The organism is Citrobacter sp. VF227 (assembly GCF_052950715.1).
Genome location: NZ_JBRFVF010000146.1, coordinates 1 through 622, shown reverse-complemented (window position 1 = coordinate 622; position 622 = coordinate 1). Strand labels below are relative to the sequence as shown.

Sequence of the window (622 nt, the reverse complement as noted above, 5' to 3'; positions counted from 1 at the left end):
ATTTCCGCCTGGGACGAAATCACCGCCGCGGGCCTGCCGATCGTCCAGGTACTGCACGACCTCTACCTGCTCTGCCCCAAGGACACCATGTTCAACCACGGCAAGAGCTGCCAGCGCCAATGCGGCCTGTGCTCGGTATTCCGCCTCGGCCATGCCCGCGCCTCGGCGCAGGTGGCGACGGTGATCGGAGTCAGCCGCTTCGTGCTCGAGCGCATCACCGCCCAGGGCTACTTCAGCCGCGCGCGCCAGCACGTGGTGCACAACCGCACGCCCGTCACTACCGGGCAGAACAGCAAGCCCAAACTGCGCAACAGCCATCCGCTGCGCTTCGGCTACATCGGCACGCTTTCGGAGAACAAGGGCGTGGGCTGGCTGATCGAGCAGTTCCAGCGATTGGAGATCGATGCACGGCTGGATATCGCCGGGCGCGGCAAGCTGGACTATGAGAGCAAACTCAAGGCCATGGCCGACCCGAGCAAGGTCAGCTTCCTCGGCTACTGCGACAGCGACGAGTTCATGCAGAGCATCGATGTACTGGTGGTGCCGTCGCTGTGGGCCGAGCCGTTCGGCCTGGTGGCCGTCGAAGGCTGCGCCAACAACCTGCCGGTGATCGCCAGCAACA

Annotated in this window: 1 protein-coding gene; it reads left to right on the top strand. The window is 64.8% G+C overall.

Translation table 11 applies throughout. The features are described 5' to 3' along the window. On the top strand, window positions 1-622 hold a 622-nt coding region (locus tag ACU8YC_RS25555; RefSeq protein WP_446896040.1), incomplete at both ends, for a glycosyltransferase.